This is a genomic window from Paenibacillus lutimineralis (genome assembly GCF_003991425.1).
Lineage (GTDB): Bacteria > Bacillota > Bacilli > Paenibacillales > Paenibacillaceae > Fontibacillus > Fontibacillus lutimineralis.
In genome coordinates, this window is the sequence record NZ_CP034346.1 from 4,274,526 (window position 1) to 4,297,053 (window position 22,528).

At 44.3% G+C, this 22,528-nt stretch carries 22 protein-coding genes, 1 tRNA gene and 1 pseudogene; 4 read left to right on the top strand and 20 right to left on the bottom strand.

All coding sequences use genetic code 11. The features are described from left to right. Positions 1–111 precede the first annotated feature (111 nt). The gene (locus EI981_RS18865; RefSeq protein WP_120460980.1) at positions 112–375 is read left to right on the top strand and encodes a CD3324 family protein; all 264 of its coding nucleotides are present in this window, start codon (positions 112–114) and stop codon (positions 373–375) included. Positions 376–693: 318 nt separating this feature from the next. Beyond that, positions 694–1,317 (top strand): 50S ribosomal protein L4, encoded by a 624-nt coding sequence (gene rplD / locus EI981_RS18870; RefSeq protein ID WP_127000776.1) that lies wholly within the window; start codon positions 694–696, stop codon positions 1,315–1,317. A gap of 66 nt (positions 1,318–1,383) precedes the next feature. On the opposite strand, the gene EI981_RS18875 is transcribed toward rplD, so the two are convergent. Beyond that, positions 1,384–1,953: a YdeI/OmpD-associated family protein gene (locus tag EI981_RS18875; protein ID WP_127000778.1), complete on the bottom strand. Its 570-nt coding sequence runs from the start codon at positions 1,951–1,953 to the stop codon at positions 1,384–1,386. A 63-nt stretch (positions 1,954–2,016) separates the two neighbouring features. Further along, a complete protein-coding gene (locus EI981_RS18880; RefSeq protein WP_127000780.1) occupies positions 2,017–2,481 on the bottom strand; it encodes a VOC family protein in 465 nt (154 codons plus the stop codon). A gap of 101 nt (positions 2,482–2,582) precedes the next feature. Here EI981_RS18880 and EI981_RS18885 point away from each other — a divergent pair, with 101 nt between their 5' ends. After that, positions 2,583–3,494 (top strand): helix-turn-helix transcriptional regulator, encoded by a 912-nt coding sequence (locus EI981_RS18885; RefSeq protein ID WP_127000782.1) that lies wholly within the window; start codon positions 2,583–2,585, stop codon positions 3,492–3,494. A gap of 170 nt (positions 3,495–3,664) precedes the next feature. On the opposite strand, the gene EI981_RS18890 is transcribed toward EI981_RS18885, so the two are convergent. The 12 genes and pseudogenes from EI981_RS18890 to lpdA form a co-directional block, all read right to left on the bottom strand. After that, positions 3,665–4,477, bottom strand: a complete 813-nt coding sequence (locus EI981_RS18890; RefSeq protein ID WP_127000784.1) for a metallophosphoesterase — start codon at positions 4,475–4,477, stop codon at positions 3,665–3,667. Beyond that, entirely contained in the window at positions 4,443–5,450 is a 1,008-nt protein-coding gene (locus EI981_RS18895) for an ABC transporter ATP-binding protein (RefSeq protein WP_127000786.1), read from the bottom strand. Before EI981_RS18895 ends, EI981_RS18890 begins: the two co-directional genes overlap by 35 nt. Next, on the bottom strand, positions 5,447–6,430 hold the full coding sequence (locus EI981_RS18900; RefSeq protein ID WP_127000788.1) for an ABC transporter ATP-binding protein: 984 nt from the start codon (positions 6,428–6,430) through the stop codon (positions 5,447–5,449). Before EI981_RS18900 ends, EI981_RS18895 begins: the two co-directional genes overlap by 4 nt. A 12-nt stretch (positions 6,431–6,442) precedes the next feature. Further along, positions 6,443–7,261, bottom strand: a complete 819-nt coding sequence (locus EI981_RS18905) for an ABC transporter permease (protein ID WP_127000790.1) — start codon at positions 7,259–7,261, stop codon at positions 6,443–6,445. 5 nt (positions 7,262–7,266) lie between these two features. After that, positions 7,267–8,211 carry an ABC transporter permease gene (locus EI981_RS18910; RefSeq protein WP_127000792.1) on the bottom strand — a complete coding sequence of 315 codons (945 nt, stop codon included), beginning with the start codon at positions 8,209–8,211 and terminating at the stop codon, positions 7,267–7,269. A gap of 14 nt (positions 8,212–8,225) precedes the next feature. Then, on the bottom strand, positions 8,226–9,830 hold the full coding sequence (locus EI981_RS18915) for an ABC transporter substrate-binding protein (protein WP_227011494.1): 1,605 nt from the start codon (positions 9,828–9,830) through the stop codon (positions 8,226–8,228). A 21-nt stretch (positions 9,831–9,851) separates the two neighbouring features. Beyond that, a complete protein-coding gene (locus EI981_RS18920) occupies positions 9,852–10,586 on the bottom strand; it encodes an MBL fold metallo-hydrolase (protein ID WP_127000794.1) in 735 nt (244 codons plus the stop codon). 21 nt (positions 10,587–10,607) lie between these two features. Further along, a complete protein-coding gene (locus EI981_RS18925; RefSeq protein WP_127000796.1) occupies positions 10,608–11,465 on the bottom strand; it encodes a MurR/RpiR family transcriptional regulator in 858 nt (285 codons plus the stop codon). Between the two features lie 15 nt (positions 11,466–11,480). After that, positions 11,481–12,194, bottom strand: coding sequence for an HAD family hydrolase (locus EI981_RS18930; RefSeq protein WP_127000798.1), 714 nt, complete (start codon positions 12,192–12,194; stop codon positions 11,481–11,483). A 334-nt stretch (positions 12,195–12,528) separates the two neighbouring features. After that, positions 12,529–13,383 (bottom strand): hypothetical protein, encoded by an 855-nt coding sequence (locus EI981_RS18935; protein ID WP_127000800.1) that lies wholly within the window; start codon positions 13,381–13,383, stop codon positions 12,529–12,531. Between the two features lie 101 nt (positions 13,384–13,484). Then, positions 13,485–13,715 (bottom strand): annotated as a pseudogene (locus EI981_RS18940) (MMPL family transporter); the annotation flags it as partial. Positions 13,716–13,842: 127 nt separating this feature from the next. Next, positions 13,843–15,246, bottom strand: a complete 1,404-nt coding sequence (gene lpdA, locus EI981_RS18945; RefSeq protein ID WP_127000802.1) for a dihydrolipoyl dehydrogenase — start codon at positions 15,244–15,246, stop codon at positions 13,843–13,845. A gap of 150 nt (positions 15,247–15,396) precedes the next feature. Here lpdA and EI981_RS18950 point away from each other — a divergent pair, with 150 nt between their 5' ends. Continuing rightward, positions 15,397–15,999 (top strand): TetR/AcrR family transcriptional regulator, encoded by a 603-nt coding sequence (locus EI981_RS18950; protein ID WP_127000804.1) that lies wholly within the window; start codon positions 15,397–15,399, stop codon positions 15,997–15,999. A gap of 187 nt (positions 16,000–16,186) precedes the next feature. Here EI981_RS18950 and EI981_RS18955 read toward each other — a convergent pair. From EI981_RS18955 to EI981_RS30340, 6 genes are all read right to left on the bottom strand, one after another. Further along, positions 16,187–16,270, bottom strand: a tRNA-Leu gene (locus EI981_RS18955). A gap of 73 nt (positions 16,271–16,343) precedes the next feature. Beyond that, a complete protein-coding gene (locus tag EI981_RS18960; RefSeq protein WP_127000806.1) occupies positions 16,344–18,074 on the bottom strand; it encodes an SGNH/GDSL hydrolase family protein in 1,731 nt (576 codons plus the stop codon). Positions 18,075–18,354: 280 nt separating this feature from the next. Then, positions 18,355–18,510: a hypothetical protein gene (locus tag EI981_RS29280; RefSeq protein ID WP_193556387.1), complete on the bottom strand. Its 156-nt coding sequence runs from the start codon at positions 18,508–18,510 to the stop codon at positions 18,355–18,357. A 24-nt stretch (positions 18,511–18,534) separates the two neighbouring features. Then, on the bottom strand, positions 18,535–21,297 hold the full coding sequence (gene mgtA, locus EI981_RS18965; RefSeq protein WP_127000808.1) for a magnesium-translocating P-type ATPase: 2,763 nt from the start codon (positions 21,295–21,297) through the stop codon (positions 18,535–18,537). Between the two features lie 238 nt (positions 21,298–21,535). Next, entirely contained in the window at positions 21,536–21,850 is a 315-nt protein-coding gene (locus tag EI981_RS18970) for a DUF3784 domain-containing protein (protein WP_127000810.1), read from the bottom strand. Positions 21,851–22,025: 175 nt separating this feature from the next. Further along, on the bottom strand, positions 22,026–22,523 hold the full coding sequence (locus tag EI981_RS30340) for a winged helix-turn-helix domain-containing protein (RefSeq protein WP_127000812.1): 498 nt from the start codon (positions 22,521–22,523) through the stop codon (positions 22,026–22,028). Positions 22,524–22,528 lie beyond the last annotated feature (5 nt).

The following is a 22,528-nucleotide window of genomic DNA, read 5'->3' on the forward strand; positions in this document are numbered from 1 at the left end:
CAATTCCATGCAAAGACAGATATTTGGTGATATTTGCATGGAATAACATCATCACCAATCATGCTGGCTTTGCTACTTGAGATCCTACATTTATTCAAGGAGTGAATCTACATGAGGTATATCAACGCTAATGACATTCTCCCAAAAGAATTGGTTGAAAAATTGCAAGATTTTATACAAGGTGAATACATCTACATTCCCGCAATTAAAGATCAACATAAAAATTGGGGAGAATTATCCGGTTTTCGTAAAGAGATTGATAGGAGAAATAGTGAAATAATACAAGCATATAATTCTGGTAATTCGATTCAGGAACTTGCAGAATCTTACTGCCTTTCTGTTTATGCTATCAGAAAAATAATTTATAACAAATAAAAACGCTGAACTGCGATCCTTATTGTGCACAAATTATAAGATGATCCCTGTACTCACACGGGACCATCTTTTTTTGTCCCCTAATGCAGGTTATACCAAACATTACAGAGCCGTTTTGTGTATAGTTTATGTGATTTCTATCTGTTACCTTAATTACTAGCAGTTCTTCTAGAATGTAGCAGGACAAACGGAGGTTAATATAATGGATGCTATTGTAAATATACAAAGAACATTTAGCAAGTTATCTAATACAATGAAGTTTTTACTATGGATGTGGGTACCGACATCATGAAAGTTTAGGATCTGGAGGAAAGAATAATGTTAAATGTTAACATTTTTAATATGGATGGTATTAGTGTTGGTGAAATGGAACTTGAAGAATCCATTTTCGGTATTATTCCCAATGAATCAGTTATGCATGATGCAGTTCTAAATTATCTGGCAAATAATCGCAGCGGAACCCAATCTGCATTAACACGTGGTGAAGTTAGAGGCGGTGGTAGAAAACCATATAAGCAGAATAAAATTAATAAATCTAGAGCAGGTTCGATTCGTATGCCTCATTGGCGTGGCGGAGGGGTTGTGTTTGCTCCTAAACCTCGCGACTACAGCTATAGACTCAATAAAAAGGTGAAGAGACTTGCTATAAAATCTGCATTATCTAGCAAAGTACAGAACAAAGAATTCATTGTCGTCGACGAAATTAAGTTGGAAAACTACAGGACAAAGTCTATAGTAGCTATGCTTAATGCTCTTGGGGCAGAGAAAAAGGTGCTAATTGTTACACCTATAATAAATAACTTTGTTTTTAAAAGCGCCAATAACATTCCTGGTGTAGAAACCACTGTGGCGGATTCACTTCATGTATACAACGTTCTGAATTGTGATAAATTAATAATCGCCAAGGAAGCTGTCAATATGATTACGGAAATGTACTCATAACATTTTTAACCCGCCAAAAGCCTTGTAAAATCAAGACTTTTGCGGGTTTTTTTATTCTTGCCTATATTAATAGTCTAGCAGACGTCCATTATCGTTCCATTGGCCGTACATTTTGTTTTCTTTCGTGTTTGTTATGAATTTGTCTAATCTGCTCCTAAATAATTCTGGCTGATTCTTATTGCTTTGTATCGTGTCGATCCGAATTCTTTTATACAGATCAGGAAATGCCATGAAATTCTCATATACTTGCTCATCTGCTTTTAGCCTTTGCTCTATCACCCTATCTATACTAAAAGAATCTGGAGTCATATCGGGAAGAACCTTTCTTCCCTCCTCCCTCATGAACCCCAACTTTTCGAGGCGGCGGACACGTTCTTTATTCAATTCAGTCCATGAACTTTTTTTACTTCTAGGGGACAGCCTCTGTGCCAGATCCGTCTCCGATATTTTCTTTTTGACTCCGTCAATCCATCCAAAGCATAACGCTTCCTCTACTGCGTCCAAATATAACAACATATTCGGGGTGGACGTCATACTAACCAAGAACCAGCAAGACTTTTCAATCTTACAATTGTTCTGCAGCCAAATTCTTAAATCTACTCTTGATTTTACTGGAATTAGATCTCCGATTTCCATAAATCAAATCCATACTCCTGTTCTGAATTGATTCATATCGCCTATGTGATACACAATATTGAGTTACTGTTTGTTGGAAATAACGTTATTTAGAAACTTGTCTGCGTCACTATTAAACTTCCAGGAAACTCCGAACTTATCGACCAGCATCCCAAAACACGAAGACCAAGGCGTATTGGATAACGGCATGATAACATAACCACCTACAGACAAATTAGAAAAATAATTTTCTAGTGCCTGTTTATCATCATTAACGATACTAATCAGTATATTATTGCCTTTAACCAACTCGCCCGTTACACTCTTCATCGAAGGTAGAATATCCGACATCATGATTTCCCCGCCTGCAAATTCTACTGAAGACTCCATGATCATATTTAACTCATTTTCCGGTAACGGGTAGTTTGGATCTTGCGGAAAATCCTTAAATTTAACTTTTTTTACTTCAATTGCGTTCAAAGCCTCCGAATAAAAATCAATCGCTTGTTCTGCAACCCCATCAAAGTTTAAATAGACAATAGCTGACATAAAGCAAAACCTCCTTCTTGTTATAAATGTAGTATAATGAATAAGAGGTGACATACGTATGTCACCATTTATAAATAAAGTTTAAAAAAGAAGGAGAACATATGGAAAAGGTTGAGAGATTAATATCCATCATCATGATATTGCTGAAAAAGGATGTTGTTTCAACCAAAGAATTTGCACAGTTATTTAACGTTACCAAAAGAACGATTCTTCGTGATATGGAAACATTGAGTTTATCAAACATCCCCATCTATTCTGTCAACGGAGTTCATGGTGGCTACGGTATTATGGACGAATATAAGGTTGATAAACGTCTTTTAAGCAGCTCCGACTTGCAGAATATATTGACGGCGCTCGGCGGATTGGAACAAATTCTAATTAGCGAAGAAGTTGAAGTGACGATAAAAAAAATAGAAGCCATGGTTAGCCCGTTGTCTCCGAAAGGTTCCATCCAACTGTCATTTTATGATTGGGAGGGTCGGTCCGAAATTCGTCAAACCTTGAAGATGTGTCAAGAGGCCATATTAGCAAGAAGATTGATTTCATTTGATTATATCGATAAAAATGGCATGATGACGAAGAGAATGGTCGAACCATATCAGCTTCATTTCAGTGAAACGAGTTGGTATTTGAAAGGATTCTGTTTGCATCGCATGAGATATAGAACATTTAAATTATCTAGGATCGATCAGTTTCATATCGATGAAGAAACATTTAACCCTAGGGATTATTCGTTAGAACAAGAACATGAAACAAGTTATCAACCAGAACTAGTCGCTGTAAGAGCGTTGATTTCGCCCAGCATAAAAGATCATTTTATAGAAAGGTATGGTCGAAAGAGTATTGAAAACTATAGTTCTGAACTTTTATTGGCAACAATCCATGTTCCTCAAAACAGTTTTGGATTTCAATTTTTAGCAAGCTTCGGTACAAATCTAGAAATCATAGAGCCAAAAACTTATGTTGAAGATTTTCGGAATTATTTACATGAAATGATGAAGAAATATTCTTAAGAAGGTAACGCACAAGTGTTGAGCAATACTTATAAACCCCGAATATGCAAAAAGCTCCTGAACCGTCTCAAGGACATTTCAGGAGCTGATTTTTTGGGCATGGTAAGATCGTGTCGCAGGCTTGGATGGCCTCCCCCGCTAATTTAGACGATGAACCATTATGGTGTCTCTTAGATCGAAATGATCTGCAAGCAATCCTGAACTTCCTTCAGCGCTTCCGTCGTTCTCCATTCTTTGCGATAACCGAGACAAGCGCAGATCATCTCCGTGTCCTGTTCCTTCATTCGCTTGCGGTAATGGACATGGCCCATAATCCCGTAGCGCACCTTGTATTTATGATACAGTCCGGCATACTCATTACTCCCGAGAAAAGCATTAAAATACTGCCACTGTGGGTGATCGACAGGCGCCTTAAAATAAGGGTGGGTGAGCATATGGGTAACCATAATGATATTTTGGCCCTGATGCCGCTCCAATTCCTGCTCTAAATGCCGATAGAAGTAGCGATGAATCTCTTGATTGCTCATGTCCCACTTTACGTAAATGCTGTCCTGCCAGGTTCGGTCCATAGCGTGCATTTTCTCGAAATCAGCGAAACTGTATTTGGGCTCGCCCATTGTATAGTCGTACCAACCGGAATTGCCGATAATGACCCAATTATCATCAAGCTGAATTGGATTTTGACTCAAACAGCCTTCATAAGACTGATATTGTCTGTAAATCTCCCAGGTATCGATTATGCCGTTATCCTTGCTCCAATAATCATGGTTACCTGGCACGAATAGTACCGGAATGCCTGATTCAGCCTTTAGTCTCCTCAGTACAGCCAAGCTTCGATTCACATCATTGGAAATATCCCCGGCAATGATCAGATGCTGCAAATCACTAGCAGCAACGACCTCAAGCAATATATCCTCAATCAGCGGCTGCCCGGATACTTCGTTTAGATCAACATGCAGATCCGATATGACTCCTATTCTCATGAACTGCTTCCTCCTCATATAAATGACAACTAACGTAATGACCGGCTTCCTGACTGCGTAGTACAGGGGTTGAGTGACGGCACTGCTCTACAGCCAAAGGACATCTGGGATGGAAAGCACAACCGGGCGGCGGAGAAATGGGATTAGGAACATCTCCGGACAATACGATACGTTCCTTCTGGCGACTTCCTACTTGAGGGATCGACGAAAATAACGCACGTGTATAAGGATGCAGCGGCCCGCCGCCTGCTTCCACATCGAAAATCTCCACCATTTTTCCCAAATACATCACACCTACTCGATCACTCATGTACTGAACAACATTCAGGTCATGTGAGATGAACAGATAAGTCAGGCCGCGCACCCGCTGCAGCTCCTTCAGCAGATTCAGGATTTGCGACTGAACGGAAACATCGAGCGCCGAAACCGCCTCATCGATAACGATAAATTTAGGGTTCAGAACTAGAGCCGAAGCAATCCCGACCCGTTGTTTTTGGCCGCCGCTAAGCTCATGAGGATAGCGCTGAAGGTGGCTTTGATCCAATCCAACCTGTTCCAGCACTTCGCTTATGATTTTTTGCCGTTCAGCCTTGCTGCCGATTTGATGGATGATCAGCGGCTCTTCCAGCAGCCAGCCGATTTTTTTCTTCGGATTAAGCGAAGAATAGGGGTCTTGGAAGACGATTTGCAGCTCCTTGCGCAGCGCCTTCATCTCATGCTTGGACAGATTGGTAATATCTCTGCCAGCAAAATGGATCTGCCCACCCGTGTGCTGCACTAAATGAACGAGCATTTGCCCTGTCGTTGATTTACCGCAACCGCTCTCCCCAACTAGTCCAAACGTTTCACCTTCGCTGATGTCAAAAGAAACACCATTTACCGCCCTTACGTACTTCTTCTCTTCTAACAGTCCCTGTCTCGCTACCTCATAGTGCTTCGATAAATCCTCAACCCGGAGTAGAGGCTGTGTCATACGGCTTCACCTACCCCAGAATAAAGATGGCAACGAACTTGATGCTGCTCGGCTACTTGCTCTAGTTGCGGCACACGCTCCCTACATTCCGGCAGCGCCTGCGCACAACGCCCGGCAAAAGGACAACCGCCAGGCCGTTCCGTAATCGGCGGAACTCTGCCAGGTATCGTGTACAGAGGCTGTCCTCGCTTGCCGATATCAGGAATACATTGCAGTAAGCCGCGGGTATACGGGTGCTTCGGTTCCTCTAATATACGTTGTACCGGTGCGTCCTCAACGATATACCCGGCGTACATGACCAGAACCCGATCGCATACCTCGCGAATAACCCCCAAATCATGAGAGATAAAGATAATCGCTGTACCCATCGTTTCATTAATATCACGTAGTAGCTGGAGAATCTGAGCCTGTATCGTAACATCCAGTGCCGTCGTGGGCTCATCAGCGATCAACAGCCGTGGATTGCAAATCAACGCCATGGCAATCATCACTCTCTGCCGCATCCCGCCGGAGAGCTGATGAGGGTAGTCACTATACAACTGCTCAACTCTGGATAGACCAACCTTGGTCATCATTTCGAGTGCCTGTTCTTTGGCCTCCTTCTTTGTAACAGCGGAATGTATGAATAGCGTCTCAGCAATTTGCTTGCCGATCGGTACTAGAGGATTTAATGCGGTCATGGGGTCTTGAAAGATCATAGAGACCTGTTTCCCCCTGATTTCGCACCAGGCCTCCGGGGTTAAGCCACTTACCTCCAGCCCATCCATAACAATTTGGCCTTTTGTCGTCTTTGCCGTACCCGGCAGCAAGCCCATCACGGATAATGAAGTCAGGCTCTTGCCACAGCCAGATTCACCTACAATGCCTACTACTTCCTTCTCTCCTACCTGAAAGGAGATATCCTGCAAAGCTGGATTGCTCTTCCCGTTAACGGAAAAGGCAACCTCCACATTCTCCAAGGCCAATAAAACCGGATTCATGATGTCCACCCCCTAGCTCTTCCTGTCATAAAGATCACGAAGCCCATCTCCCAATAAATTGAAACCCAGAACCATGATCGTAATGATCACACCTGTAATAAGAACATACCAGGGAGCATTGATCATAAAAGGCTGCGCTTCATTCAGCATTCTGCCCCAGCTTGGGTCAGGTGGCTGTACGCCTAGTCCCAAATAGCTCAACCCGGCCTCGGCCAGAATGGAGCCTGAGAATCTCAATGAGGTGGCAACAATAAGGGACGAAGCAATATTAGGCAAAATATGATACCAGATGACTCGCAGCGGCCCTGCCCCTTTGGCTATTGTCGCCTTAACGAAATCAAACTCCTTATACTGCATAAAACCGCTGCGGGCAATCCGTGAGAAGGAGGGAATACTCATAATGCCTAAGGCCATAATCGTATTGTTCAGTCCCGGACCAAATACCGAAACAAGCATGATGGCCAGCAAAATGCCCGGAAAAGCCAGCATCGCATCCATCAAACGCATAATCACTTCGTCCAGCCAGCCTCCGAAATAGCCGGAGATAGCACCAATAAGTACCCCCAAGGATAATCCGATCAGCACAGAACTTAACCCTATAAGAAAAGCGGTCTGTGAGCCCTTCATAATCCGACTGAAGATATCCCGCCCGAAATTATCTGTCCCAAATAAGTGGGACAACTGGGGATGGGATAACCGCATGCCGGAATTCATATCGTTAGGGCCATAGGGAGTGTAGAACAAACTGATCAACATCATCAGCAATAACAGGGCAATGAGCGAACTGCCGATAAGGAGCGGCTTGCTTTTAGTTAACTGCTTCCAATTCATAGCTTTCACCTTTTCAACCGGATCCGGGGATCGATGACTTTATAGAGCATGTCGACGATAAAATTAATACTGACGACAATCACGGCAATATACAGCACCATCGTTTGTACCAGCGGCAGATCTCGCGCCCCGATGGAGCTGACCAGCAAATTTCCAATACCCGGGAGCGCAAATACATTCTCAACCACAATACTGCCTCCGAGCGTATCGGCAATTAATAACCCGACAATGGTAATGACCGGAATCATTCCGTTGCGCAGTATATGGTGGTACATGATTCCCTTCTCATGCAGACCTTTGCTTCTAGCCGTCCGTACATAATCCATGCGCGATTGATCCAGCAGCGTATTTCTTAAATAACGGATCACCACCGCGAACCCGGGAATAGCGAGGGCCAGAGAGGGCAGGAACAACGACCTGATAGCACCAAACGGATTTGTGCTCCATGAAGTATATCCATAGGTCGGGAACAATTTGAACGTGACTGAGAATAATAAGATTAAAATAAAAGCCAGCCAAAATGAAGGCACCGATACGCCTAACTGCGTAAATAACGACAGGAGCAAGGACGATAACTTGCCGTCTCTTCTGGCAATATAAATCCCCAGGGGGAGCCCTATGATCAGGGTCAGCCCCAGGGAGAATAAAGCCAAGGATAAGGTAACCGGTAGACGCTCCAATAACAGGTCGGCTACCGGTCTGTTATATCGCACCGAGGTGCCGAAATCGCCGGATAAGGTATCCTTGATCCACATCAAATAACGTTCTCCGGCCGATCGGTCAAGCCCCATTGCTTCGTGCAAAGCGGCAATTTGCTGCGGGTCTGCATCCACACCGAGAATAATTTGCGCCGGGTCTCCGGGAAGAACCTGAAATACCAGAAACGTAATGACGGACACAAGAACCAGGGTAGATATAAAGGTGATCAGCTTGCGAATATAAAATCTCAAGATATTCCCCTACTTTACTGTTCTGTGTAGTACATCTCAGCAAAATCGTATTTTTGCACCGGGTACATTTTGAAGCCCTTCAAATTCCCCTTCATCGCAACGGTCCGGTTAGGGTCCATAATAAAGACGGCCGCTGCCTGTTCTGTTAACAGGGTTTGTGCCTGCTTATATAAATCGGCCCGCTTTGCTTCATTGATTTCTATCTTGCCTTCACTGATTAACTTATCGAAATCAGCATTGCTGAATTTGAAGAAGTTTTTAGCGTAAGTAGTTTCGTATCTTCCCAATACCTCTTGCGGATCCAGCTTGCCGGTTAGTCCAACAATAGTTGCTTCATATTTGGCGTTATTATAGACATCCTCCAGCCAGCTGCTCCACTCAATTTGCTTGATTGTTGCATTGATGCCAGCTTTCTTGAGTTGATCTGCGATCACCTGAGCAGTATCTACGTGGAATTGATAGTTGGATGGAACTGTGATTGCTAGATCAAATCCATTAGGATAACCGGCCTCGTTCAACAGTTCTTTGGCTTTATCAACGTTAGTCTTATAGTAATCTTCCAGACCTTCCTGGTAGTACATCTTCATGGCAGGGCTCATATTGGAACCTAATTTCGTGCCATTCCCTTCCGCAACGGTCTGAATAATTGCATCCTTGTCGATCGCATAGTTGATGGCCTGACGAACCTTTACATCGTTTAACGGCTTCACAGAGTTGTTTAAAGCCATCAGTTGAACCATATTTTGCGGACCGGAGATCACGGTGTAGCCATCACCCAATTGAAGTACGCCTTGACTGCTGATGCCTGGGATCATATCAATATCCCCCGATTGCAGGGCTAATACAGCCGCGTTGGCGTCCGGCATAATTTTGAACTCGACTTTATCTATTACAGGGGTATGGTCCTTGTTGTAGAAATTTTCGTTTTTCTCCAGAACCAGTTCCTGACCCGGTTTGTATTCAACAAACTTGTAAGGCCCTGCGCCAATCGGTTTCTCGCTTTGCTGCTCATAATCCTTAGGTACAATAGCGATAATGTTGGCAGCGAGGAAGGCGGCATTTTTCTCCTTCAATTTAATGACAACTGAATAATCGTCCGGCGTATCTATGCTTTCGATACCCGAGAACTTGGATGATAACGGCTCTTGTCCATTAAGCCCGGACAACTTGGCATAGGAATAATACACATCCTTTGACGTCAGATCAGCGCCGTTGTGAAATTTAATGCCTTGTTTCAAAATGAAAGTATACGTCAATCCATCCTCCGACACTTGGTAGGAAGAAGCAATAGCCGGGACCAAGTCGCTGTCCTCTCCCGCTTCAAATAATCCGTCGAACACATTATCCATCATGGAGTTGGTATCCGTTGCCGCCGACAAATAAGGATCCAGATTATCCGGCTCCGTGGACATTGCTACTCGGACGGTCCCACCCGCCATGACCTTTTCACCTGAATTCTGCACAGTTTCAGATGGGTTGGATTCGTTAGATGCTGTTGTGTTTGCTGAATTGCCTACTGAGTTACTTGCCGTACTATTACTGCCACAGCCTGTGATGATAACCGCCAATAGAGAGAGAGTAGAAATACCAAGAGCCAGCTTTTTCTTCAAAATTGCCACGTTGATTTTCCCCTTCCTGAATTAAATCGTCAGTTTCATACCGCAATAAGCTAATTGAATTTCACCGTTATAATGAACGGAAGCTTCTAACACCAATTGTTGATGATCATCGTAATGGGGAAGATGCGTCAGGATTAACCTTCCTGGCTGAGCTATGGCAGCGATTTGACCTGCCTCTCCCGCTGTCAGGTGGCCATGATTCAATCCCTTCTGCCAGTTGTAGAAGCTGCTCTCCAGCACCAGCACATCAACCCCCCATGAGAAATCAATGATTTCCTGGCAGTAACCCGTATCACCAGAGTAGACGAGGCTCTTTCCTTCTCCTGAGATCACTTTGACTGCGCAACAAGGAACCTCATGAATATTCTCCGAGAATTCCAAAGTTAGTTCGCCAACCGTCACTACACTTTGCGGAGTAATCTGGTGTACATTTACATATTGCGGATAACAAAAATCGAGCCTAGCGGAATCCTTGTAATAAACGTACACCTCCAGCGGTTTAAGGCGCCTACCTAATTGCATGGAAATAAGTGTAGCGAACTCCAGACTGTACACATCCGCCATATGATCCGCATGCAGATGAGTTATAACGACGGCATCCAGTTCCTCCAGCGTCGTGTAATTTTGCAGCTTGGACAGAACCCCGCTGCCGCAGTCCAATAAAATTTTGCTGCCCTTATGCTCAAGCAAATAACCTGAGGTTGCTTCATTTTTGTCGGGATATGCTCCCCAGTACCCTATAACCGTAAGATCCATTGCTATTTCCTTTCCAACACGTCACTTCGTTCTGCTCATCCACTCAAAACTATCCTGGAACTGTTCAAACATAAGCTCCATTCGCTCAATATTGACCTTGACCCGTTCCTTCTCCAAATAAGAGATTTCATTAATGATTGCATTCACTACGGATAAAGAAGCCGTATACGAGTCAAGAAATCCCTTCGATTTGCTCTGCGCCAATAAAGTCAGATCGGCCAGCTTGGCGAAAGGCGATAGATTGGAGTCCGTCAATGCAATTACCGTGGCTCCTTGCTCCTTGGCCAGCTTCGATACCTTTAGCGTTCTGGAGCAGTATCTTGGAAATCCGCAGACGAACAAGACATCATTAGGCCGAATATAGGCTGAATACTCCGCTACACTGCCCTGCGGAATTAGCTCGCAATTGCCCAGCATATACTTAAGGACAAAGCTGAGAAAAGAGGTGACCGATAATCCCATTCGCCAGCCTGCTACCCAAATCCGATCCGCCTTTAGAAGCTCCCTTACCGTCTCTTGAATCTGCATCTTGTCCGTTTGCAGCATCGTCTCCCGAATATTATCCATTTCTTGTGTAAAGTGCTTCTCCAGCCATGATTCTTCCTGCCGGCTAGTCAAATGCTCAAGATTTTTGACAGCGCGCTGGTCGCGCAAAATATATCGCTGGATATCCTGATGCATCGCCGAGAAGCTCGGATAGGATAGTGCCTGGGCCAGCCGGTGAACCGTTGCTTCGCTAACGCTGGCTTTGGTAGCAGTCTTATGGGCAGGTTGCAGCGCAACCTCCTGCATATGCTGCTGAATGTAATGGGCTGCTCTTTTTTGCCCCGAGCTCAAAGTCTCGAATTGCTCCTGAATTTTGTCCTTAATCGTTGTCATGATCCTTGCTCCAGACTATTTAATCTCTTGCGGAATAGATTTAAGTCCCAGATAATCAACCACACCTTGGATACTTGGGATGATATGTGTATAATCCAACTCTTCAATGCCTTGGTTGTTATACGGATTGATTAGTAGACAATGAATGCCAACCTGCTGACAACCTCTGACGTCATCATAGTAATTGTCTCCTACATATAAGGATTGTTCTGCCGTCACCTGGACTCGAGCCAAAGCCAGTTCAAATATCGCCGGATCCGGCTTCTCTACCCCTACCTCCGAAGAGATGATGATTTCATCGAACAACTCTTCTAATTGATTGTGTGATAACACCTCACGAGCGCTCTGATCCCAATTGGAGATCAAGCCGAGCTGATATCCCGCTTCTTTCAAACAATGAAGGGTCGGTTTAGTAAATTCAAATGCTTTCCACTGTATCGGCTGCTCTTTCGCCAGTTCCAAATGAATCCGAATCAAGTCCTCAATCGGCAGCGACAGCCCCAGGAAATAATTCAATGTGCCTACATACCACGGCAAAAACGTCTTGCTGTCCTTACCCAAAACTCCTGGATACTCTCGCATGAACAGTTTGTCTGCCTGATGGTAGGCCATAGTAATTTCATCGATCGTTTTCGTCACCGCAAATCGCTCCAGCGTCTTCTGATAGACCTCTTCCCGGTTAGTTGCAACTAAGGTGTAGCCCAGGTCAAACCATAAGTACCGAATCATAACCTCATCCACTTCTCCCCTTTGTAGGATTTCCTTCGTTCTTGCTCAAATGATATTTTCCCTTCACCATCATGATAGAGATAAAATATTTGTCGAAAATTAAATGAACTTGTCGTTTTCGTAAATTAGGCAAAGTTAGTTTCGTTTAAGGGAAGAGGCCTGTTAATAATAAGTACACAAAAAAATACCTCCAAGCTTTATAAAGCAACTGGAAGCATTTTTTGAACGATATTAGTTTTTGACAGGTAAATTTTAATGAACTTTTGTAAACTATATGCTAATTTTTTCATCTGTCTCCCGGAATCCCGGTATCTTTATGCTTCTCCTTACTTCTTCAATTGGATACGACAAGGGGCTTATCGTACACAAGATCATATGAATTTATTTTTTGCTGCGTATCCATTTCAATATCGAATTCCCCATTTTGGTTCACATCACTATAAAACGAAATTTGTCCAAAATCATTTGTTGGAGGTTTTATTGATATTTTCGTCTTAAATTCTTTATTCTTTTGAAGGACTATTTTTCCGTCAGCCAAAAAACCATGTCCATCCTCAATCAGATAAAAGAAATAATCTTGCTCCAATCCATCTATCTTACCGGAGATTTCAAATTCTAATTGTGAAATAACCGCAGGCTGTTCATCGATGGTATTTAGAACAATATTTGTGATATAGAAAATACCTCCGGTGTTCTCGGATGACTCCATGGTTATTTCATAATACTTACTACTTCCCAGCTTAATCGTAGCTATTGCCGCAATATCGGAAAGGGCCTTGATCTTGATATACTCTCTCTTAATCCCATCCCCCTCTTTATATTCATCGGGAACAAGATTTGCCGCCTTAATGCTAATGAAGGTTTCTGCATGCCCTAACCAAGGGTGATGACCCTCATTGAAGGACTTTACTGTGTCTTCAGTAAGGTATTCGATCTTTCCGGCCGAATAAAATGGTATCTTATTAACGTTCTTACCTGCATAGCTGCTCAAATCCATTGAATAAATCGTTGTAGTGAATTGGATTTTTTCAATGGACGTATGGCCTAGCATTTCTTCGCTTCCTTCCTTTCCTTGTACTTGCGCTGACTGGAACGTTTCAGACTTTTCGGTTGTACATGCAGAAAGTACGGTGAAACCAAAAGTGACGCAAGAAAGTATGAGTATATGATAAACGAGTCTAATCCGCACGATTCTCCCTCCTTTATATATTAAACACTTTTATCCTTCATTAAGTTTCACTTCTGTTGAAATAAAAAAGGCTCTGCCAGAAAAGGCAGAGCAGAAACCTGTCATTGATGAAGCTTTTGCTTATAATTGTTTTTCCCCAGTCTTTTCTTCCTTTTACGGAAAAGCACAATCAAGACGGGTAAAATAGTTAATGCAGAAATCAACGAATATAATGTGTCAATTACAGTCGTTATTCCGAAATCACGCAGGATAGGGAAACTTACAAAAATCAAGGTACTAAAACCGCCTATAACAGTTAACCCGGACGCCGTAATCGCTTGACCAACTTTGGTTCATAAGTGAGTCAACCAAAAAATTCTAACTATCTATACTTGCACTAAAGAGGAGAGTATCTTCTTGTTTGACGGAATCGCCACAGCCGCATTGACATGCAATGGTCTCCGGACTCTCAGCATGCTTCTAAACAACCTGTTTATTGTTTTTATTTTTCGATATTTTCCTTACGGCGTTGCCAGCAGCCTCCATAATAACTTCCCCCAAGGTAGGATGGGGATGGATGGTCATCGCTAAATCCTCGACGGTTGCTCCCATCTCAATTGCCAAAGTAAGCTCAGAAATGAGGGTTGACGCCTCTGCACCCACAATTTGCGCGCCTATAACCATCCCGGATTCCGAATTGGCTATCACTTTTACAAATCCTTCCGTAGCTTTTAGTGCCAGCGCTCTACCATTAATCCCGAATGAAGACTTCCCAATGACAACCGGAATCGCTCTTGCCGTACACTCTGTCTCGCTTAAGCCGACGCTGGCCAGCTCCGGCTCGGAAAAAACGACAAGCGGAATTGCTTTGTAATCGACGACGGAAGGTTGGCCCGCAATCACCTCGGCTGCAACCTTGGCTTCATAAGAGGCTTTATGGGCAAGCGCCGGACCGTCTGTAATGTCTCCGATAGCAAAAATATTCGGAATCACCGTTCTGCATTGTTCGTCCGTCTCAATCAGCCCTTTGCTCGTTGTCGGCAAGCCGATTCGTTCAAGCCCCAGACTACCGTCTGTGTTTGGTCTCCTTCCGACGGTCACTAACGCATACTCCGCTCTAACAAAATGCTGTTCTTCATTTTTTATATAATGAAGGGTTAGCCCATCCGCATCTTGCTCCGCTTTGACCGCAGTCGCTTCGGTTACCACAGTCATCCCGTCGATGTTCATCTGCTTGATAACAGGAGCGACAAGGTCTGCCTCGAACCCGGGAAGCACTTGCCGTCCTCCTTCCAAAATGGTAACTTTGCTGCCGAATTTGGCGTACATCTGTCCCAACTCAACGCCAATATATCCGCCACCTATCACTACCAAACTGGCTGGAATATGAGATAATGCCAGAGCTTCCGTTGAAGACAAAATACGTCCACCCAGCGGCAACGCCCGCAACTCAATTGGACGAGAACCCGTCGCCAATATAGCGTATTTAAAAGATATCAATTGCTCCGATTCCGATTGTTTAATCATGGCAGTATGTTTGTCAATCAAGTTGGCCTCCCCTTCGAGAACCGTTACTCCGGCAGTTTGCAACAGGTATTGAACACCACCGGACTGTTTGTTAACGACCGATTGCTTGAAAGCCTGAGCCTCAGCAAAGAAATCTGAAGCACCCGAACGGCTCCATTGTCTGTATAAATTATATCGGTGTGATTCCGCAATCAGCGCTTTGGAAGGAATGCAGCCCACATTTGTGCACACGCCGCCAATTTGACCGCGTTCAATAACAATGGTCTTCATTCCAAGCTGCGCCGATCGCACCGCCGCAGTATAACCTCCTGGCCCTGAACCAATGACTAATGTATCTACTTGTTTATGTTGGCTCATTTCCAACAATACCTCCCACCCTTAAATATGATGATCGTAATATATTATAGTCATCATATTTAGATCCAGTCAATACCCTGCGAAATTGACGCGTTTTATTATGATGATTATAATGGCTGAAGATAGTTTATGCGTAAGGAGGCGATGACGATGCCATATCCTGAAGGACATAAGATCAAAGTTCGGGGCCGTATCATCGGAAGTGCCGCCAAAGCGTTTCGTTCGAACGGAATACACGATACAAGCGTCCCGTTCATTATGAAAGGTGCCGGGTTGACGCACGGGGGGTTCTATTCACACTTTGACAATAAGGACCAACTGGTGTCGGAGACTTGCCGTTATGCCATAAAGGATACAATCGCGCTTTTGCAGAAAGCGGCAGACCAGGCAGTGGAAGAATCCAAGATTCATGCGGTTATCCATTTTTATTTAAGCCCGTATCATCGTGATCATGCGGAGATGGGCTGCATTCTCCCCGCTCTTTCCGGTGAAATATCCCGATTATCGGAAGAGGTGCGTCAAGTCTTCAATCTCGAGTTGCAACGAATGATCGACTTTGTCTCTGATCTAGGGGGAATCGATCATTCTTCTGGCAGCGCTTTGCTTAGCCTCATGGTCGGCACGCTTATGCTCGCGCGATCGGTTAGTAATTCCCAACTTAGCGACAGCCTCCTGGAGGCGGGCAAGCAACAAGCGAAAGAGCTGATTAAGAATAGCCCAGGAGGACCCACTTTCGACCAGAATCCGTGTTAAAAGCCGTGCCCAGGCGATCTCCCACATCTAGAAGTTAAATGATGTTCCTTAAACTCGGGATAATTAATAGAAATTTGCTTAAAAAGCCAAGTCGGTTTACTGACTCAGGAGCACCAACTTAAAATTTTGAATAACAAAGAAGGTTTCCAATCTGCTTAGATAAGCAAATCAGAAACCTTCTTCTTGATGCGGTCGAGAGGACTCGAACCTCCACGGGGGTTAGCCCACACGGACCTGAACCGTGCGCGTCTGCCAATTCCGCCACGACCGCATTTTCACTGAAGCCATATTTTGCAACAGGGAAGTAAAATATAACATGGATTTCTAGGTGAGTCAATCATAAATTACAGCACATAACCGAACCCTAAAATCGTGAAGCGCTTATCCTCATGCCCTGCTGCCATTTTGATTTCCACCGTATGCTCAATCAAGTGCGGCTCGTCGTACAGGATCACAGCATTGCAGTGCGTCCAATTCGCGATACGCGGATCCCCCTGCCTCACCAGCTTCCCGTCTACCCATATATTTGCGGTGCCGAAGCTAGGATCTCCGGAGTCTTTGAACACCAGAATAAGCCGCTTACTCCGAAGTGTCATCTTGAAGCGGTCAGTTCCTGATTCGGTGGTGTGCATCCAGTTATTAGGGAATTGTGGCGTTCCGTAAGTATGATCGTCCATATTTGCTGTGTGCAGATCGGTATCTTTCTCCCGGAATCCCCCCGTATCAATCTGAGCGATGCCCTCTCCATTTAGGCGATCCAGCAGTTGAATCCCCACATAATCATTCCCGATGATCGGCGACTTGTCCGTCGAGATATCCTCTTCATCAGAGATGGCCTGATCGGTTACAGTGAAGAGCCAGGCTAAGCAATCGGCCATAACCCTATGTCCCGCATTAGTAGGATGATAAATATCGTAGAAAAATTGCTTTTTAGAGATGACCTTGCCCTGATCTGCAGTCCAGCGAAACTGCTCCACTACGGCATCCTTCACACTGACCATAGGAAGATCATAATGCCATCCGACAGGAGCAAGACGATCCTGAAGATTCCAGTCATTCATGAACACGCTGAACAGTAAAATTACCGCAGGCTTGTTATTAGAGTTAAGCGCCTTGAGTACCAGACTCTCGTAACAATTTCCTTCCGTCTCGTCGTTCGCATCGTTAACTGCAAACTCCACAATGGCAATATCCGGCTGGGCGGTCCCTTCCTTCAGTACATCTCGATCATAGCGAACGACGCCCAGCTCCGATGGCGTGCCTCCCAGCCCGGCCTTGATCAGTCGGATCGAGCTGCCATCCTGTGGAGCGAACATCTGTTTAAAGAGATCATAAGAACGATAAGCGTAACAATGGCTATGAATCGGAACTGCCCCTGCCCCCTGAGTGATCGAGCCGCCGATGTAAGCGATCGTGACGGGCTCGCCTCTTTTTGCCTTCTCGATGGCTGCCTTCAATCTCCTGTTATTGCCTGGAGACATAAGAGATTTCTTAATCATCTCCCGATAGGCCTGCGACTCGAACTCGACCGGTGAATCATTCACAAGTTCTGGAACCTGGTAACCATCATTCAGATAGAAAACAACGGTAGTCGTCGCCAGAGCGCCCACTCGATCGAATTCAAATGCGAATTTGGCGAGAACATCATCATCCGGAGATGCTTCGTAATCACCCAAGATTAGGAGCGTTTCTGAGCCATCAGCAGAGCATGAGATGCTCATTCGGGATCCTGAGTGATTCATCCCACGATGCTCAAGCGTAAAATTAACTTGGGTATCCTCTTCTTCATGCGCTTGAACGGAGATTCCAATACTGTGGACCAGCCTTCGAAACCCGCTAGAGCTCTTCAGAAGTTCAAGAATGGCTTCATCTGATACATTGCCCGCAATACGCGCTTTATCAACAAGACGATTGCCGTCCAGGTAAATCTCTTGAGAGAACGTCCCATCCGGACGAGGCGTTGCTTCAATCATAGATTCGTGCAATATGTATAGCTCACTGCGCTTGGCTACCGGATCCCGCGGTGCTATTGGACCTCCCGTTCCATTTGCGACATCAGACGAAGGGTTGGTCATAATCATCATCCTCTCCTAATAGTAGATCAAAAAGAGTATAGCGCTTACATTATGGCGCGGCAAGCTGCATCTATCCCATATAGGAACATCACTTAATCCTTTTTAATTATTATCCTGTTTTCTCTTCATTCTGCGCAAAGCAGCACCACCCTCCTTTCTGAGGAAGGAATTCGCCAAAAAGGGCTTCCACTTTTTAAAGTGAAAGCCCTTTAAGAGACTCGGATATAGATCAATCTATACTGTCCTTCTCCTGTAGTCTGTCTATCTTATTATTGCCTGCTTAATTACTTTTCTTGATAGGAGTCATTCCCCAAAATACAGCATTCATTATGACCACGGTGATCACGCAGGCAATCATAGAAATCCAAAAGCCTATATCAATTCCAAACCATTCTGTTACCCCAAAAAGATCCATCCAAAGTTCTTTAAAGTTCATCCTAAAAGCTCCTTTCCATTCATTTTAGAGGAGATCGCCATAATGCCGTACATACGCCTTTTTCAAGCTTGTAGCCAAAGCCATATACAATAAGATGCACGGAATTAGATAGGCGAAGTAGGCACCTGGAAGCGGGAGAAATCCAAGCGTGTCTCCAAATCCGGTGAACGGAATTGCTGTTACGACTGCAATCCCCGCAAAGGTGAGCAGCGTAAGTGTAGCGGAAGCGCGGCTCTGAATGAACGGAAGCTTCGGTGTACGGATCATATGGATTACCAGGGTTTGGCTCCACATGGATTCTACAAACCATCCTGCCTGGAACAGCGCAATATAATTAGCCTGCATCTGTATTAACTCTGTACCGCTAAAGTGGTTTGCCAGGTCATTGTACAAAATGCCATTGGATACAAACAGCGGACAGAAAATAAAGTACATAAACGCATAAGTGGTCCAGTCAAATATAGAACTTGTAGGACCAAGCCACACCATAAAACTTCCAACAGAAGACGAATCCCAAGTGCGCGGTTTCTTCAAGAAATCCTCATCTACGTTATCCCAAGGAATAGCTGTGCAGGACAGATCATAAATCAGATTGAGAAAGATTAATTGTACGCTAAGCATAGGCAGAAACGGAAGCAAGGCAGAAGCCGCAAGTACAGAGAACATATTTCCGAAGTTTGAGGAAGCTGTCATTTTGATGTACTTGTTCATATTAGCGTAGGTCTTGCGGCCCTCTATAATGCCTTCCTCCAATATCATGAGGTCCTTCTCCAGAAGGATGATATCTGCGGATTCCTTTGCAATATCTACCGCGGTATCCACAGAAATACCGATATCAGCAGACTTCATAGCTGCCGCATCGTTGATACCGTCTCCCAGGAAACCAACAATGTGGCCGTTATCGCGAAGGATCGTTACGATTCGTGCCTTCTGATCCGGGGAAAGCTTCGCGAAAACATCTGTTTGCTCTGCCGCCGCTGCCAGCTGAATATCATCCATTTTGTCAATATCAGAGCCAAGCAGCAAGTTATTAACCTTTAAACCGACCTGTTTGCATATAAAACGAGTTACTTTATCATTATCTCCGGTCAGGATTTTGGTACTTACACCATATTCCTTAAGAGCTTGGATCGCTGCATGAACGGATTCTTTGGGAGGATCAAGAAACGCCAGGTATCCGATTAACACCATGTCGGTCTCATCCTTAACACCAAATTTACCAACCGGAGAAGGATTCGTCTTTTGGGCTACGGCAATAACGCGCATTCCGTCTTCGTTAAGAAGATCCACGGTCCGAAGGATATTTTCCTTTAATGTTTCTGTAAGCGGCTCGACTTTACCCTGGTATTCTGCGAAAGTACAGATGGATAGCATTTCTTCTACTGCACCTTTGGTAACCATTTGCGTCTTGCCATTTTTGTCACTGACTACTGTAGAGAGACGGCGACGCGTGAAATCAAAAGGAATTTCATCCACTTTTGCGTAGGCTTCAGACAAATCTATAAGTTTGGAATCGTTGGCCTCCTCCTCTTCTGTTTTACGGATGATGGCCAGATCCATCAAATTTTTGTATCCGGTTTGAAAATAACTGTTCAAATAGGCATGCCGGAGCACGCGCGTATCACGGTTGCCCATAACATCCATGTGGTATTCCAGTACCACGCGGTCCTGTGTCAGTGTTCCGGTTTTGTCCGTACAAAGGATATCAATAGCTCCAAAATTCTGTATGGAATTCAGATTTTTTACGATGGTCTTCTTTTTTGACATAAATACTGCGCCTTTGGCAAGGCAGGTAGTCACAATCATCGGCAGCATTTCTGGGGTAAGTCCTACTGCAATGGAAATTCCAAACAGTAACGCTTGTAGCCAATCCCCCTTAGTGACCCCGTTGATGACAAATACAATCGGAACCATAACAAACATAAAGCGAATAAGTACCCAGGATACTGCGTTTACACCTTTGGTAAAGCTGGTCTCGACAGCTTCGCCCGCTATCGATGAAGCCATGGAACCAAACAGGGTGTCATCACCAACAGAAATGATCACTGCGGTAGCGCTGCCGCTGATCACATTGCTCCCCATAAATAAAATATTTGAATACTCAGTAACAGAGTCTGCTCGCATTCTAGAGGCTTCGCCAACTTTCTCCACCGGCTCACTTTCCCCGGTCAAGGCCGATTGGCTGATAAATAAATCCTTCGCATATATCACCCTAGCATCCGCAGGAATCAAATCACCAGCGGAAAGGTGGATAATATCACCAACCACTGCATCCGCAAGGGGAATTTCCTGTCTTTTTCCTTCCTCACGGTCAACGGTAAAGGTAGTGGTAATCATACCAAGTAATTTCTCAGCCGCATTCCCCGAGCGTGATTCCTGTACAAAGCGTAAAGTGCCTGAAATAATAACCATGCTGATAATAATAATGACTGTTGTCCAGCTTATATCCTCCGGTGTGTTCTGCACAAACGGAAGAATAATATCCGTAATTGCAGATACGATAGCCAAGAATAATAGGATTGCCGTAAAGGGGTTAACGAATGCGCCGGCCAATCTTTGCGCCATTGTCTTTTTCTTTTCATGAGTCACCTTATTGTTGCCATAAGTATTACGGCTTGCCACGACTTCTTTTTCCGAAAGACCTTCCAACGAAGCATCAAATCTCATAAAAACCTTGCTTATTTTATTCGTAGCAGCAAAAGCAATCGTCTCATTAGCTTTGTCTCTGCGTGCCTGGATCTCCGAATTTTTTCTTACAATAGCCCTGTTCTTTAAATTCTTGTTCATGTCTATACCTCCTGATTGTATTTGTACTATCGAAGGCAAGACATCAGCCTGAGCCAATTTCTTAAAATATCAAGCAAAACTAATAACAGGTTTTATACTGTTCGAAGCTTCACCAATATCTTCCTCATCCGGGAGGCTTTATGTCTTGCCGCTCTGTCCTGCCACACGTATCGGACTCCATCTGTCTCTCCCCTTTCACTCACAGATTATCTATGTCAAGCTCTTGGCCTATTTTAAGTTATTGTTCAAATTTATACCGGTTGGATTTTGCAATATAGACCACATCTATACCGGTCAATATGAACCAGGCAACCATGCACCATGTAAATGCAGCCTCCATAAACGCGGCGTTAACTCCCGATATCAGAAAAATACCGCTGGCTGCCATAAACACACATCCTATATTTTTGCTGAGTTCACGAATCCTGATTTTACTTTTTTCTTTCTGGGACATTTCGCGCCATTCTTTGATCCAATTCGGACCCACTCCCATGAAAAAAGCGATGCCTGACACCAAGAAGATCAATCCAAAAGTAATACAATACAAGTTCATACTCTTCCCCCCCTTTTTCTAATCCTTTGTTCGCCGTTTAATTACACTTCATAAGTTTATTTGCAAATAGAAGCCATTCATATGGCTAAATCCTTGCGATTTTCTGACCAAATGACAAGAAAAAACGGATTGATTTCAGCCGATTTACAGCCAAAATCAATCCGTATTCATATGTTCAATCCGCAAACTTATAGCCGATTCCCCAGATTGTAAGGATATATTCCGGCGCATCCGGATTCGGCTCGATCTTTTTGCGGAGCTTTCGAATGAAGGCCATGATATTACTGTCAGCCATAAGGTAATTTTCAGCCCAAACCGCTTGGTAAATTTGTTCCTTAGTGAACACCTCTCCCTTATTTTTAGCCAGAAAATAGAGGATGTCAAACTCCTTAGGGGTTAAATTGACCTCTATCCCCCCATGCAGCACCTTGCGGCTCTTTGGATGAATTTCCAGGTCCCCCGCGTAAATGCCATCATCTACAATATGGATTAAATCTTCTCCATCGCGGGTCATTCCCAGCATTAGAGTAGCCACTTCACCTTTCATTAAATCTTCTAATCCCTGAAGCAGCCCTTCAAAGTAGATTGAATTGGTCTGCAGATCTTTCACGGTATCATACAAGGATTTAGCAAGGGAGGAATCCATCATGATAAAGCTTGCATTTTTCTTCAACGTGA